Origin of the sequence: Pseudomonas sp. NPDC096917 (assembly GCF_044762555.1) — a bacterium.
In the GTDB taxonomy this organism is placed as follows: domain Bacteria; phylum Pseudomonadota; class Gammaproteobacteria; order Pseudomonadales; family Pseudomonadaceae; genus Aquipseudomonas.
Window position 1 is genome coordinate 21,873 of sequence record NZ_JBIWEO010000021.1, and the last position, 13,097, is coordinate 34,969.

The 13,097-nt window shown below is 53.1% G+C and carries 10 protein-coding genes and 1 pseudogene; 5 read left to right on the forward strand and 6 right to left on the reverse strand.

Annotation, left to right across the window (positions count from 1 at the left end; genetic code table 11):
• Window positions 1–258 precede the first annotated feature (258 nt).
• Together ACIQYF_RS20470 and ACIQYF_RS20475 are read left to right on the forward strand one after the other, a co-directional pair.
• Complete coding sequence (locus ACIQYF_RS20470; protein ID WP_402865454.1) at window positions 259–2,463, forward strand: hypothetical protein; 2,205 nt, start codon at window positions 259–261, stop codon at window positions 2,461–2,463.
• Between the two features lie 108 nt (window positions 2,464–2,571).
• Window positions 2,572–2,808, forward strand: a complete 237-nt coding sequence (locus ACIQYF_RS20475; protein WP_402865456.1) for an abortive infection family protein — start codon at window positions 2,572–2,574, stop codon at window positions 2,806–2,808.
• Window positions 2,809–2,810: 2 nt separating this feature from the next.
• On the opposite strand, the gene ACIQYF_RS20480 is transcribed toward ACIQYF_RS20475, so the two are convergent.
• The 3 genes and pseudogenes from ACIQYF_RS20480 to ACIQYF_RS20490 all read right to left on the reverse strand — a co-directional run.
• Window positions 2,811–3,974, reverse strand: a complete 1,164-nt coding sequence (locus ACIQYF_RS20480) for a reverse transcriptase family protein (RefSeq protein WP_402865458.1) — start codon at window positions 3,972–3,974, stop codon at window positions 2,811–2,813.
• Between the two features lie 162 nt (window positions 3,975–4,136).
• A complete protein-coding gene (locus ACIQYF_RS20485; RefSeq protein WP_314917625.1) occupies window positions 4,137–5,396 on the reverse strand; it encodes a hypothetical protein in 1,260 nt (419 codons plus the stop codon).
• A gap of 154 nt (window positions 5,397–5,550) precedes the next feature.
• Window positions 5,551–5,765 (reverse strand): annotated as a pseudogene (locus ACIQYF_RS20490) (transposase domain-containing protein); the annotation flags it as partial.
• A gap of 584 nt (window positions 5,766–6,349) precedes the next feature.
• Here ACIQYF_RS20490 and ACIQYF_RS20495 point away from each other — a divergent pair.
• The 3 genes from ACIQYF_RS20495 to ACIQYF_RS20505 all read left to right on the forward strand — a co-directional run bounded on the left by ACIQYF_RS20495 (window position 6,350) and on the right by ACIQYF_RS20505 (window position 10,365).
• The gene (locus ACIQYF_RS20495; protein ID WP_402865544.1) at window positions 6,350–8,413 is read left to right on the forward strand and encodes a mechanosensitive ion channel family protein; all 2,064 of its coding nucleotides are present in this window, start codon (window positions 6,350–6,352) and stop codon (window positions 8,411–8,413) included.
• 145 nt (window positions 8,414–8,558) lie between these two features.
• Window positions 8,559–9,443: a sugar nucleotide-binding protein gene (locus ACIQYF_RS20500; RefSeq protein ID WP_402865460.1), complete on the forward strand. Its 885-nt coding sequence runs from the start codon at window positions 8,559–8,561 to the stop codon at window positions 9,441–9,443.
• A complete protein-coding gene (locus tag ACIQYF_RS20505) occupies window positions 9,436–10,365 on the forward strand; it encodes an NAD-dependent epimerase/dehydratase family protein (RefSeq protein ID WP_402865462.1) in 930 nt (309 codons plus the stop codon). The genes ACIQYF_RS20500 and ACIQYF_RS20505 overlap by 8 nt, the downstream gene beginning before the upstream one ends.
• An 88-nt stretch (window positions 10,366–10,453) precedes the next feature.
• Here ACIQYF_RS20505 and ACIQYF_RS20510 read toward each other — a convergent pair whose 3' ends face one another.
• From ACIQYF_RS20510 to ACIQYF_RS20520, 3 genes are all read right to left on the reverse strand, one after another.
• The gene (locus tag ACIQYF_RS20510) at window positions 10,454–11,152 is read right to left on the reverse strand and encodes an OmpW family protein (RefSeq protein ID WP_402865464.1); all 699 of its coding nucleotides are present in this window, start codon (window positions 11,150–11,152) and stop codon (window positions 10,454–10,456) included.
• Between the two features lie 144 nt (window positions 11,153–11,296).
• On the reverse strand, window positions 11,297–11,806 hold the full coding sequence (locus tag ACIQYF_RS20515; protein WP_402865466.1) for a DUF3299 domain-containing protein: 510 nt from the start codon (window positions 11,804–11,806) through the stop codon (window positions 11,297–11,299).
• A gap of 25 nt (window positions 11,807–11,831) precedes the next feature.
• Window positions 11,832–13,097, reverse strand: coding sequence for an ABC transporter permease (locus ACIQYF_RS20520; protein ID WP_402865468.1), 1,266 nt, complete (start codon window positions 13,095–13,097; stop codon window positions 11,832–11,834).

A 13,097-nucleotide genomic window follows, 5' to 3' on the forward strand; every position in this document is an offset into this window, starting at 1 on the left:
AGTCGTGGTCAGTGGCAATGACCATTTCGATAGACGACTAAAGGCTATCGCTATCGACAAGCTGCGGCCCATCGATATTTCCGCGAAGCGGGCAGACAGATTTAATCTGCTGCACAGAAATCGTCCACAGAGTGGTTCCAATAGAATCCGTCTTTTTTCTGAGCACTGGGTTCTAGACTTAGGACTTATCCACGGCTAATAGACAGGATGCTGGCAAATCGATAGTGTCGACTGCTCTGAGTACCCTCAAATCGAGAAATGGATATGGACGTCTTAGGCATAAAACTTGAGAATTGCTACGGTATACAGCAACTTGACGCATCGCTTAACTTCCTGGGCAGTCCGAAATTAAAAGGCCGTCCGGAGGTTCCGCCTGGTTCCGCGTTCTCCATCTACGCTCCGAATGGTTTCATGAAAACCTCGCTGGCGCGAACGTTTCTGGATTTTCAGGAAGGGCGAGACAGCCAAGATTTGATATTCCCTGCACGTCCTACCAGTAGATCTATTACATCTGATTTGGCCACACCAATTGCTTCAGAATCCATCTTGGTAATCAAACCTTACGTTGAGCGCTACGCAGGTGGCGGGACTTCAACTCTTCTAGTAAACCCAAAGCTGAGGAACGAATATGAAGAGGCTGTTCGGAACATTGAAACGACTCAAGAAGATCTGCTGAAGGCGTTAAAGGAAATCTCAGGCTGGCCAGGGAAAACAACCCCCGCATCTGAGATCAAAGAGGTGTTTCAATTCAAGAGTCCGTACGATTTTTTTGCAGAGCTAGCTAATAGTTTGGATGGTGATACTCGTTTTTCTGATTTGTCATACGTCGAGATATTTAATGATAAAACGATTGCGGCCTTTAAAGCTGGTACGTTGCACGACCAACTACAAGAATATATGTCAAAGTATCAAGAATTAGTAGATAAGTCTCCACTGCTAAGTAGTAAGTTTAATCATGCTGGTGCAGTTGATGTATCTAAAAACTTACAAAACAATGGTTTCTTTGATGCCAATCATACGCTGAATATTTCAAATGGCGCTGAAAAGCTTGAAATAAGCTCAGCGAGGGATTTGGAGGCCCTAGTTGTTGCAGAGAAGGAGCGCATTCTAGGTGATAAAGAACTATCCAAAAAGTTCGAAGCCGTTGACAGACAGCTTCAAAAAAATGCAGAGCTTAAGAAGTTTCGTGAATACCTAACTGGGCATCCGGAAATTCTGGCTGAGCTTGCTGATTTTAACGGGTTCAGAAAGAAGCTTTGGAATTCCTATTTTAATGTCGCCCAAATAGCGCTCAGTTCGTTTGCAACGGCCTATGCTTCTGCCAAGGACGTGATAGCAGAGACGGCCAAGCAGGCACTAGAGGAGAAGACAAAGTGGGCCGCAGTGGTTACCCAATTCAACGAGCGTTTTTATGTGCCATTCAAACTGGTGGTTCAAAACCAACAGGATGTCATTCTGAAAGGCGAAACCCCTAAGATTGTGTTTGAATTCCAGGATGGGCAAGGCACGTGCGGGGTGGAGGAAGATAAGCTCCTTCAGGTTCTCAGTCAGGGTGAAAAGCGTGCTCTATATATACTGAATGTTTTGTTTGAGATTCAAGCGAGGCTAGAGTCAACGCAGCAGACTTTACTAATAATTGATGATATAGCCGACTCGTTTGATTATAAAAATAAATATGCGATTATTGAGTACTTTAACGATATTTCGAAGATACCGTTTTTCAGGCTTGTATTCCTAACACATAATTTTGATTTTCATCGCACCATCAGCAGTAGGCTACAGATTGCTAGGTCTCGGAGACTGTTCGCCAAAAAAAATCAAGGTACATTAAGTTTTGTAGAAGAAAAATATCAAAAAAATCCTTTTCTGATTTGGAAGAGCGGGTTGGCAAAAAAATCATCTTTTCTTGTTGCTTGCATACCTTTTGTGCGAAACCTAGCTGAATATTGTCACGGTGTTACCAGTCCACACTATCTCAAGCTTACTTCATTGTTGCATATTAAATCCGATAGTCGGACTCTTACTGTCGGAGACCTTGAAGCATTATTTAAGGCGACATTGCTGGATCAAGCCACCCTAACGCTTCCCAATCCGGAAAAATCTGTCATGCAGCTAATTTATGATGAGGCCGAAGAGCTGGCAGCGAAGGCGGATGATGATGTCGAGCTTGAATCAAAGGTGATTTTATCAATTGGGATCCGGCTTAGAGCTGAAGAGCTTATGATTGCTAAGATTAACGATGCTGCGTTTGTTGAATCTATCAGTAGTAATCAGACCTTTGAGTTATATAGCAGATTTTCTTTGGACTTTCCGAATGCGAGAGACCACATTGTAGTACTGTCACAGGTCAATCTCATGACCCCGGAAAATATCCATTTGAACTCATTTATGTATGAGCCAATTTTGGATATGTCCGCGCTTCACCTTTGTGATTTATATAGGAAGGTAAAAGCTCTGGCTTGAACATTTCATCATCCAAGAGTCGAGACTGGAAGGATCGCCCCGTGGTTAGCAGTCCTGCGCATATTGAGATCTCGCATTGCGCTTAAGGCAAAATTAAGTAAGCGCCCGGTGAACACACCTAGTTCAAAGCGCGTATCAGGGCTTGGAGCCATCATCCATGGGGTAGGTACTACCAGAAACGCCGGCAGTATTGCCCACGGCACAAATGATGGCGACTTTCCGCCCGAAGCAGATGTAGCGCAGCTCATCAATCACCTCGCCGGATCTAGTTCCGTGTTTGTACTAAAGCAAACGAAAAAACTTGAAAGCAAGAGAGTAGCGTCAGTGTTGGACTACGCCATCTGATATCAAGGAAACATCACATGATCAACCTGTAACGTCTCACAAATTTGTTTGAGCTTCTGTCCTTGTATAGCTCCCCACTGCGGCTCGATGCTGATGCCGTAAGCGATCTTGCCGCTGACATGGTTAATCAGCCCTTGAAGTGAGTTGAACCCTTTGCGCGTAGCATGGGTCTCGGCGCTTATCTTCGGATGTGAGAGGTAGTAGAGGTGGTCACTGACATACTTCTTGTAGACTTTTGTGAGTCTAGGTACAGGACCATCTACCAATAAGCCCAATACTACTTTTCTTGTTCCAGGGGTGACAACTTTGGTTTTAGCACGGTTCAGCCAGTACCCCTCGCCACGCAATATCTGGTTGACGGACTGAATATGACTAGAGGCCAGCGCTCGATCGAAAGGTTGCCTTGAAGAGAAAATCAGGTCGTCTGCGTACCGGGTGTAGATGAGTTCATTTCTTGAAGCAAATTCGTAGAGCTGTTCGTCGAGAGATCGCATGACAAGGTTGGCAATCTTCGGTGAGGTTGCAGCACCTTGAGGTAGATGGCCAATCCTGGAGTCTTTATATGGCAAGGTCGGCAAGAGCTCTCCATGCCAGAACTGGGTGTCTGGATTACCGCTGACGCGAGTGCGAGTACAGAGTCTCGACAACTCAAAAGCTACAAGAGGCTGATACCCAATTGATCTGAAAAGCTTGAAGACCTTTGGCTCCAGGATGGACTCGAAGAAATTAGTGAGGTCGAGCTTGATCAGCCAGGTTGCCTGGCAGTGGACGCTGGCCGCTTCTAAAACGCCGTTGCGCTCATCATATGCATAGCTCGTATGGTGAGGCGCGAGGTTCGATAGGATGTACTTGTTGATCCATCGCTGAGCTTTGAGCAGCTCAGGACTTGGGGCACAGATGTATCGGAAGCGATCTGGACTGTGGCCCACGTTGGGCTTCTGCAGCCTGAACACGGTGTAAGCTTCCGTTTGGTACGTTCTGCCAATGGTTCTGTGCAGAAAGGGGTAAGGAACACTTGTCAAGTTGGCCAAGTGTTTCAGGGAGAAGACAGGGGGGCAGCCATGATTCATTTGACTGGCGATCTTCACCGCGTTCTGCAGAACGTCCTCAGGAATGCCTGCGGCACGTCCTGCTTTTAAATAGGGCTGAGGGCTCCAGCGTTTCATCTACCTTTAGATTCCGCCCTGGCGGATGAGAGCCTTGAAATAGCCAGACATCGATAGCGTCATTTTAAGGCTCCCAACCTCCTGTCAGCGTGAGATCATTCCAACGGAAAGCAAAGTTTGCTCCCTATAAGTCCCGCACAGCGTGCGGGGTACTAGATTCCGCTATTGCGGAGCCCTCAGTTGCTCCGGATGATACGGAGTGAAGGGGTCGGGAGCTACAAAAAATTTTGCTCCCTGGCGTCGTAGCATTCTTATCTCTTTGCGCCCGGTGAGCGTTAGGGCACCCTCTACTGTAATCCAGTCTCGCTTAACAGCTCGATCTTTCGCCAGCAGCAACGTATCCAGCGATAGTGGGAGAAGCCGCCGTAGATCCGCTGCTCGTCTTTTTTTCTGAGAGAATGCGAGGAGAGTGATCACGGCTAACTTGAGCGTATTGCTTGCACGCCGAAAGCTCGGTGCGCCTTGTATTTCGGGCAGTCGCAGTGCTTCGAGTGCTTTGGTAATGACGGGAGCCATGTCAATCTCGGAAGTGCGCCAGTAGTATTCAGTTACTCGTTTTGGGAACAGAGGTGCCCAGCGTTTGGCACCCCGATTCTTCTCAGACACGAAGATCGCGGGCATATTGTTCGGTGCACCATGCTCGAAAGCTAGGAGTGCAGCTGCGCCTTGATATCCCAGCGGGTTATCACTATGAGCGCCGTACACCTTACACAGGGTAATAATGTCATCCTTGTCTGCATCGAAGCTGTTGAAGATGGTGGGGCAGTCAGTGACCACATGCACTTGAGGCGCAAATCTATGGTTGCGAACGTTGTTAATGCCTTGCTCCGTCCCGCTGTAAGCTAAGACCCAGAACTTGACGAACTTGCCTGAACACCAACTTCTGATGGAGGCCACCCCCCACATGGCATCCAAGATTTTTCGTGCCCGATCGCCGCTACCGATGAAGTCCGTAAGCACTACGAAATTTCTGATTTTCGAGTTTCTGACGTTGTCAGCGGTGGGTTGCAGGAGAAAGCGTGCATCGTTGTGGCGGCATAGAGTGTTTGCTATCCACGCGGTCAGCGCTTCACTGCCAATATCCTGAGTTTTGTACTTGATTGACTTGACCGCTTGGATGGCGGCTCCGTGTGCCCTGACGTGCTTTTTCTTTGATCGTGCACTGAAGGTTTTTTTTTGCTTGTACAGTGGGGGGGGGAGCTTGGCTCTGGTGGGCTGGAGTTCACGCTCGATGAACAGGGCTGAAGGTTGTTTTGATGGAAGGACCTTACGAGTGAGTTTGACCATGCTGCCCTTGAATTCATTCAGCGGGCAGTAATTCACCGAGTTGAGCAGCTTTTCGGCGAGCGCGCGGTCATTCGGTACTTGGTCGAATTGTGAGAGCCAGAGCTTGGCTTTTTCCTTCTGATTAACCTGCTGCATAGTCTGTATCCCTTTAACTTACGCCTCACATCTGAAGAAAGCCTATGTGCCGCCCAGAGCACTCCTTCGTATCGGTAGAGCATACCGATGTTTCTCTACTCAAGGCAGGCTTGGCCTTCAAACGTAAGCGTCTGCGGAAGTCACCTTGCATGACTCAGGCCAGCACCCACTGATGCGGCAGCAGTTGATCAATCTCACTGGCACGCTGTGTTGGCAGCCGTGTCAGCACATCTTTGAGATAGGCATATGGATCATGCCCATTCATGCGCGCCGACTGGATTAAACTCATGATTGCCGCTGCTCTTTTGCCGCTGCGCAGTGAGCCGGCGAACAACCAGCTGGAACGGCGAGTACCCACGGCCGTATCCATTCACTAGAAGGATTGATTGCCGGGTTACAGACAATGTCTTGTTAAGCGGCTCCGTCCTTTGGTTGTGCCTGATTAGAGGCGGCAGGACGAGAAACAGATGTCGGGCTGAGGCCGTCCTCTGAGGTCATTTCGCGGGCTGCAAAATTTAAAAGTGTCGCGTTTTAGGTAGGTAAAATGGTTAAAAATTGACAAAAAAATTTACGTTTCAGTATTACATGATCAGTAACTGATTGAGACGATGGTATTTTTCTTAAGGCTGAGGGCGTGAAGAATTCAAAAGGTATTTGGAACGGTACTAGGTCTTACCTTCGGGTTACCTCCTCAGAACCAAAAAGGCCCGCCGCTGATTCAGCGCCAGGCCTTTTTTTTGGGCCCGGTTTTGCGAGGCAGCAGAAGGTTTTCGAGCGAAGTTGTCGGGCTCGTGTGTCTGTTGACTAAGCTGTATCCAGCCAGAGTGCTGTTGGGCTGTTCATCGAACACGGGTGTTCGTGATCAAGCCACTGCTTACAGATGTCCAGGAGGACCCACGATTTTGTCCATTTTTAAAACTGTCACCTTGTTCGTCGCCTTGCTGCTTGCCGGTATGGGCACCCTTCAGGCCGCGCCGACGCTAGCCTCTGTCATGAAAGCCGAAGAAGCCGGCGGCAAGCCACCGGTGCTGGTCGATGGCGGTTTGCTGGGGGCTTTAGGGTCCAGCATGGACGCAATGCATGACCAGTTGGGCATGAGTCTGCATCTATTGGACATCTGGCGCTTGCGGACTGAGCGAGCGGCAGATGAAGCGGGGGAGTTGGCCGGGCAAGTGGTTACACAACCTGCCAGAAGCGGCATGGGTGATCTGTTGATACTAACGATCATCTGGTTTGGTTGTTTTATTGGACTCATGCTGGTCGGCAAATGGCTGGCGCGGTACCTGAGCAATAGTCGTCTGGTTCGAACCCGACCTCGGGTGTGCATGCTCATTGGCTATGGCGTTCCGTATGTGTTGCCAGCGGTACTGGCCTTGGCGCTGACACTGTTCGGCAGCCGCTATCTGCAAGATTCTATTGGGCGCTCCCTGGCTCTGTGCCTGGCTTATGCCAGCAGCGGCGGGGTGTTTTGCGCGGCCGTGGTGTTATCTCTGAGCGTCATGTTTGATGTAGGACACAAGCGGCGAGCGGTGCAGATTATTCGCCAGTATTCCCTGCGCCCGCTGTTCGCGATTGGCTTTTTTGCAGCCTTGAGCGATGCGACGAACAACCCGCAGATTGCGCAAGATTTTGGCCGCAATATCGCCAGCTGTTTTTCGGTACTGTCAGGGCTGGCGGCGTGTTTCATCTTCGCCTATCTCTCTATCAAGTTACGCCGCCCGGTGGCGCACCTGATTCGAAATCGCGCGCTGGCCCAGCGCCTGGGGCAACCGGCTTTGCAGGAGTCGTTGCGAATTTTTTCGGTACTTTGGTATTGGCCCATCCTTCTCATGCTACTGGTCTCGGCGCTTAACCTGCTGGGTGTTGGCGAGGGCAGTGAACAAGCGCTGCGCAGCGCGTTGCTGACCTCCGGGTTGCTGATTGGCACGGTGTTTTTAAGCACGGTTCTGCATCACTCATTCCGTACTCGCCTGCGCTCCACGGGCGCCTATAAAGAGCGCTTTCTGACGGTGATTTACGCCTTGTTGCGTATTGCACTGGCCGTGACCTTTATCGAATTGCTGGCGCAAATCTGGGGCTTCTCGCTGCTGGCGTTTGCGTCCGATAGCCACACCGGCCAAGTCATCAGTGATTCACTTGGACACATCCTGCTGATTTTGCTGGTCACGTGGCTGGCCTGGGTGGTGCTCGATACGGCTATCCAGCAAGCGCTGGAGCCTACAGTCACGCGGCGCGGTCTACATCAGCCGAGCACGCGGACCAAAACCATCCTGCCGCTGCTGCGCAATGCCATAAAAGTCATTCTGGTCGTGGTGTGCACCATCACCACCATGGCCAATCTGGGCGTGAACGTCGCGCCTTTCCTGGCGGGGGCCGGGGTCATCGGTCTGGCGATCGGCTTTGGTTCTCAGCAATTGGTGCAAGACGTCATTACGGGCTTGTTCATCATTATTGAAGACACCATTTCAGTCGGTGACTGGGTCGTGGTCGACTCCAACCATGCTGGCACCGTCGAGGGGCTGACCATTCGGACCCTGCGGTTGCGTGACTCGCGTGGCTATGTGCATTCGGTGCCCTTTGGCCAGATCAAGGCGGTGATCAATCATTCCCGACAATTTGCCTATGCCTTCTTCTCTATTCAGTTCACCTACGACAGCGATATTGATAAAGCCACGGACTTGATGCGCGAGGCGGGTCGGCAGATCAGCGACGACGCTTTGCTCAACCTCAGTCTGCAGGGTTCACTGACGATTTTTGGGGTCGACAGCATGAATCTGGATGGGGTGACGATGACCGCGCAGTTCAGGACCATGTCCGGTGCGCAGAGCTCTATTACACGGGCGTTTAACGATCGGCTCAAAAAGCTTGTGGATAAGTCGGCGGATGTACATTTTGCGCAACATTATCCGCAGGGCTTCCTGGTGCCGGTGCGTGGACCAGAGGAAACTGCGCAAGCCGCCCCAGAATCTCAGCACTCCACGCTACTGCTGCCTGACGTGCCACCGCCGTCACGGTGATGGCTGATGACCGACTGTGCAGTTTGTCAGTGACGACGGGACTAGAAACCCGCAAAATGCGAGAGTCTTGATCATGACCAACAGCTTCCTCGGTTGGTTTTCTGGTATATATCACCGTTCTGAATAGACTGAGCCTGCACACTCTATGCGAATGCGCCTTATGTTATTAGGCGGCGGAAATGCTCTCGGGCAGGCGCTGATTCGTCTGGGTGCCGAGGAAGACATTAATTTCCTCGCCCCGCGTCCGCCGCAAGACGGCTGGGATGCTGCGAGCCTGACGCAACTGCTGGATGACACCCGTCCAGATGCCGTTATCAACCTTGCCTACTACTTCGACTGGTTTCAGGCGCAGAGCGTGAGCGAGACTCGCCTTGCTGCCCAAGAGCGCGCTGTCGAGCGTCTCGCTGAGTTGTGCCAGCACCACGGCATGACCTTGTTGCAGCCCTCCAGCTATCGAGTCTTCGATGGATCGCGAGCAACGGCATACAGCGAAAAGGACGAACCTGTCCCGCTTGGCCTGCGCGGTCAGGCGTTATGGCGTATTGAGCAAAGTGTGCGGGCGATCTGCCCGCAACATGTTCTGCTGCGTTTCGGCTGGTTGCTTGATGACAGCCCCGAAGGCAGTTTGGGCCGTTTTTTGGCTAAGGCCGAAAAGCCGGGCGAGTTGCTGATGGCCGACGATCGACGTGGCAACCCGACCCCGGTCGATGATGCAGCACGGGTCATTATTTCAGTGCTCAAGCAACTCGATTGCGCGGCGCCCCTGTGGGGCACGTACCACTACGCCGGGCATGAAGCCACCACGCCGCTGGCGTTGGGCCAGGCCATTCTCGATGAGGCGCGACACTTGCGCCCGCAGCTCATCCAAGCCCCTACGCCTCAGGCACACGCAGCATGCCCCGATGCGGCTGAAGAACCTCAGCATGCGGTGTTGGCCTGTAAGAAAATACTTCACACCTTCGGGATCAAGCCGCGCGCCTGGCGTGCGGCGCTCCCGGCTTTACTGGACAGGTTTTATCGTCATGGTTGATGCACCCGTTTTAATCACCGGCGGCGCCGGTTTTATTGGCTCCAACCTGGTGGAAGGCTTACTGGCCAAAGGGTATGCCGTGCGAATCCTCGACAACCTGTCGACGGGCAAGCGCAGCAACCTGCCGCTTGATAACCCCAAGGTCGAACTGATCGTCGGCAACGTCGCTGACGCTGCCTTGGTCAAAAGCGTCATGGTAGGCTGCGGCGCAGTCGTTCACCTGGCGGCAGTGGCGTCGGTCCAGGCCTCGGTTGATGACCCGGTGAGCACCCATCAAAGCAACTTCGTCGGCACGCTCAATGTGTGCGAGGCCATGCGTGAAGCTGGCGTCAAGCGTGTGGTGTTCGCTTCCAGCGCAGCGGTATATGGCAACAACGGTGAAGGTCAGTCAATTGTTGAAGACACGCCCAAAGCACCGCTGACGCCCTACGCTTCAGACAAGTTGGCCAGCGAGTACTACCTGGACTTCTATCGCCGCCAGCATGGCCTTGAACCGGTCATTTTCCGATTTTTCAACATCTACGGACCGAAACAAGACCCGTCCTCGCCGTACTCGGGCGTGATCAGCATATTCAGCGAGCGCGCAGAGAAGGGCCTGCCGATCACTATCTTTGGTGATGGCGAGCAAACCCGTGACTTCATGTACGTGGGCGATCTGGTGACCATTCTGGTTCAGGCCATTGAAGCGCCACAGGTTCAAGAGGGCGCCATCAACGTAGGCCTGAACAAAACCACTACCCTCAAGCAAATGCTTGAAGCCTTGAACGCGGTTGTTGGCGAACTGCCACCGATTAGCTATGGCCCGGCCCGTGCTGGCGATATCCGCCATTCCCGAGCGGACAACACTCGTCTGTTGCAACGTTTCACCTTGGGTGAAACCACGCCCATGAGCGTCGGGCTTGCCCGCTTGCTAGGGCGTTAACAACCCGAGCAAAAAAAGGCGCCTCAAAAGGCGCCTTTTTTGTTTCTTGCAGCTTGAAGCTTACAACTGGCAGCTAAGCGCGCAGTGCTTAAAACTTATAACCCAGGCCGACCATGTAAACGAACGGATCCACGTCAACGTTGACTTTGGCGCGGGTGCCATCACCCACGGCGGAGTTGTTCACGTAGGCATGGGTATCAATGTCGATATAACGCGCTTGGGCGTTGATCATGATGTTGTCAGTCAGCATGTAGTCCGCGCCGATCTGCCAGGCCATGCCCCACGAGTTGGAAGCCCGAAAGTTATCAAAGCCTTGCGCAGTTGCACGGCTGCCAACGTGTTCGTCGTAGATCCAGGTGTAGTTAATACCGGCACCGACGTAAGGCTGGAACACCGACTTGGGGTCCAGCGGGTAGTAAACAACGCTCAGGGTTGGCGGCAAGTGCTTGAGGGTACCCAGTTTGCCGTTGGCTTGAGGCAGACCGGTGTTTTTGAGTTTCACGTCATGCTCAAACGGCGTAGCGGCCAACAGTTCGATACCCACGTGATCGGTGATCATGTAGGCAAAGTTGAGACCCAGTTGCGTGTCGCTGCTCATGGTCGCCTTGCCACCCAGATCAGTGCCCGACAACGACCCGCGATCCACCTTGACGCTGGAGCTGTCGGCTTTCGGGTTCACTGTAATGGCGCCGGCACGGAGGATGATGTCACCCTCGGTGTGTGCTTGGGCGAGCGGGGCTACAACGGCGAGCGCAAGGGCGGCAGCGCTGAGCAGAGACTTGTGCATGGGAGCTCCATTGGGATATTTGAAATTTATATAACCAATGGTAATGAGCAGCCGGACCCACTCAGTTGACCCAGCTCAATGAAAATGTGAAGTTCGGTAAAATTGTGAAAAATTCGTGAACTAATCGTATGGCACGTCGAAGGGTCAATCCGGCAATTCGTACATCACGATCTTTTGCGCATCCATCTGATAGCCCGCGTCTGCCATCTCAGTCGTGCTGGGCTTGACCTGCAATTCGCCGACGATCCAGTACGGCTGGTACAACTCGTCGAGTTGTACCCCGACTTTACTGGTGACGTGCACGATCTGATTCGACGGTGGAGGCGGCACATGGATGCACGCGCCAAAGTACGGTACCAGCAGAAAATCCGTGGTACGCCCATCTTCACTGACTTCCAGCGGCACGATGTACCCCGGCAAACGAATCAGTTGGCCGTTTAGCTGCGGGACGACAGGCGCATTGGGCAAATCCTGTTTGACCGCCGGAGCGGTTTCCATATCGCCCATTTGTGACAAGTCATGCAGCGGCACCATGTCCGGGACTTCAGGCGGTGCGCCAGCCGGAATCATCTGCGACCACGTCAACTCTTTCGGCTCGGCCGCCCACAGCGGCGTGCTCACCAGCAGTAACAGCGCCAACAGCACGCGGGACATCGCAGCTCCTTTCATCAACCTAAGCTCATACACGAATGGACAGACCATCGGCCAGCGATTGTCGGTAGGCACGCCATGCCGGCACGCAGCCCATCAGCAGGGCGGCCGCCAGAATACCGCCAAGCAGCGTCCATTCATATTCACTTGGCCAGGCCAGCGGCAAATAGATCCCGTAGTTCGATTGCACATAGCCTTGAGCCAGCGCGATGCACATGTACAGCAACCCGACGCCTGCCACCACGCCGGCCAAGGCTAACGCCAAGGCCTCAAACACCAGCAAGGTCGCAATATGCCAAGGCCGTGCCCCGACCGAACGCAGAATCGCCATCTCGCGGCGCCGCTCATTGAGACTGGTCAAAATAGCCGTCAGCATGCCGATCAGGCCGGTCAGCACCACAAACAGCGACACCACAAACAGCGCTTTTTCGGCAGTGCTCATCAAACTCCAGAGTTCTTGCAGGGCAACGCCGGGCAAAATCGCCATCATCGGTTCGCCACGGAACTCATTAATCTCGCGTTGTAGGGCAAAGGTTGAGATTTTGCTGTTCAGGCCCAGCATAAAGGCGGTGATCGCCTGCGGTGTGAGGTCCATGTTGCGGGCCTGATTGGCGCTGATGCGTGCCGCGCCCTGGGCGGGCACACCGTTGTGCCAGTCGACGTGAATCGCTTCCATGCCGCCGAGGCTGATATGCAGCGTGCGATCGACCGGCGTACCGGTGCGCTTGAGGATGCCGACCACGGTGAAGGGCTTGTCGTCATGTTTCACCAGACTGATCGCCGCTACGCCATGGGCCAGCACCAACTTGTCGCCCAGTTTGTAATGCAGTGCTTGCGCCACTTCGGCGCCGAGCACCACCTCGAAAGGGTCAGTCTGGAACGCGCGGCCGGTGGCCAATTCAAGATTTTGCCGATGACCATATTGATAGTGTTCGAAGTACGCCTCGCTGGTGCCCATCACCCGGTAGCCGCGGTGTGAGTCCCCCAGTGACATCGGGATTGCCCATTTCACTTTCGGGTTGTTGGCGAAATGCTCAAAGCTGTCCCAACGAATATTGTTCGTGGCATTGCCGATGCGAAACACCGAATACAGCAGCAAATTGACTGAGCCCGAGCGTGCGCCGACGATCAGGTCGGTGCCGCTGATGGTGCTGGCAAAGCTGGCGCGGGCTTCAGTGCGCACCCGTTCGACCGCCAGCAGCAGGCACACCGACAGGGCGATGGCGAACGCGGTGAGTATCGCGGTGAAGCGCCGGTTGGCCAGACTGGCCAGCGCTAGACGAAACAAATACAT

Excerpts from the sequence above, each read along its gene's own strand:
- ACIQYF_RS20520 (WP_402865468.1), bottom strand. The coding sequence starts at position 13,097 with ATGTATTTGTTTCGTCTAGCGCTGGCCAGTCTGGCCAACCGGCGCTTC.
- ACIQYF_RS20485 (WP_314917625.1), bottom strand. The coding sequence starts at position 5,396 with ATGCAGCAGGTTAATCAGAAGGAAAAAGCCAAGCTCTGGCTCTCACAA.
- ACIQYF_RS20510 (WP_402865464.1), bottom strand. The coding sequence starts at position 11,152 with ATGCACAAGTCTCTGCTCAGCGCTGCCGCCCTTGCGCTCGCCGTTGTA.
- ACIQYF_RS20480 (WP_402865458.1), bottom strand. The coding sequence starts at position 3,974 with ATGAAACGCTGGAGCCCTCAGCCCTATTTAAAAGCAGGACGTGCCGCA.
- ACIQYF_RS20495 (WP_402865544.1), top strand. The coding sequence starts at position 6,350 with ATGGGCACCCTTCAGGCCGCGCCGACGCTAGCCTCTGTCATGAAAGCC.
- ACIQYF_RS20505 (WP_402865462.1), top strand. The coding sequence starts at position 9,436 with ATGGTTGATGCACCCGTTTTAATCACCGGCGGCGCCGGTTTTATTGGC.
- ACIQYF_RS20515 (WP_402865466.1), bottom strand. The coding sequence starts at position 11,806 with ATGTCCCGCGTGCTGTTGGCGCTGTTACTGCTGGTGAGCACGCCGCTG.
- ACIQYF_RS20500 (WP_402865460.1), top strand. The coding sequence starts at position 8,559 with ATGCGAATGCGCCTTATGTTATTAGGCGGCGGAAATGCTCTCGGGCAG.
- ACIQYF_RS20470 (WP_402865454.1), top strand. The coding sequence starts at position 259 with ATGGATATGGACGTCTTAGGCATAAAACTTGAGAATTGCTACGGTATA.